Source organism: Vibrio sp. 1078-1 (assembly GCF_033340475.1).
Genome location: NZ_JAWOWM010000075.1, coordinates 1 through 1,125 on the forward strand (window position 1 = coordinate 1; position 1,125 = coordinate 1,125).

Here is a 1,125-nt window from a genome sequence, read left to right on the forward strand (position 1 = left end):
TTCCATCCACTCTTCAAGCGCTTGCATTACATCAAGATCTTCGTTTGCACACGCACAGTTAAGAACTTGCGCTGTCAACTGACGTTGTTGCCAATCTAGGTCTTCACGGAATGCCGCGCGAGCTAGAGCTTGCCAGTTGTTGTCGACAGCTTGGCTATTGATTTGTTTCAAGAACCAGTGCAACGACAAGCGATCGCCAAGGTTGAAGTATAGCTTCGATGCTTGTTCAACCGTTTTGCCAGTTTCACTTGCAACCGATGAAATATCCAGTGCCGATTGAAGGCTCGATAGACGTGCTACTTGATGGGCAAGTTTTTCTTCTACCCCACGCTCCATCCATGTTTGAGCCAACTCATTGTGCTCTTCCACTTCAGATTCAACCAGCATGCTATCAAGAGTTTCAGCAATGACATTCACATCTTGTTTGTAGATTGCAATCAACTCACCAACGGTAGATTTACCGCTGCGATTACGCAGTAACCAACGAGCAATACGACGTAGTGCGCGGCGTACGTAGAACATGATCTCGTACTTTGCATCTGCCGTTGCAACGTTGTCTAACGCGCGAGTTTGCTTAAGAATTTCAGCAAGATCAAATATTTCACGAGCTGCACTGTAAGCATTTGCAATATCAACAACACTTGCGCCCGTCTCTTCTTGAAGACGAGTGACGAAATTACAGCCCATTTCGTTAACCATTTGGTTTGCTAGCGCAGTCGCGATAATTTCTGCACGTAGCGGATGGTTAACCATTTGATCTTTATAGTTACGGCGTAACTCACTTGGGAAGTACTCAACCAGTTGTTTCGCATGGAATTCATCATTTGCAATGTCATCCGTCACGAGTTGCTGTTTCAGAACCATTTTGCCGTAAGCGACAAGTACCGATAGCTCTGGACGAGTAAGACCTAGGCCCTGCTTTTCGCGTTCCAGCAACGTTTCATCATCAGGAATGTACTCAAGTGCACGGTCCAAGTACCCTGCTTTTTCCATTGTGTGGATGAAACGAATCTGTTCTTTAACGATGCCAACGCCTTGTTGCTCAGTCACTGAAATGGACTCAGATTGACGGTATGCGTCATCCAGAACGATTTCACCGACCTCTTCTTCCATAGATTCAATAAT

Annotated in this window: 1 pseudogene; it reads right to left on the reverse strand. The window is 45.7% G+C overall.

The features are described 5' to 3' along the window. Window positions 1-1,125: pseudogene (locus R7190_RS25695) on the reverse strand (NAD-glutamate dehydrogenase domain-containing protein); the annotation flags it as partial.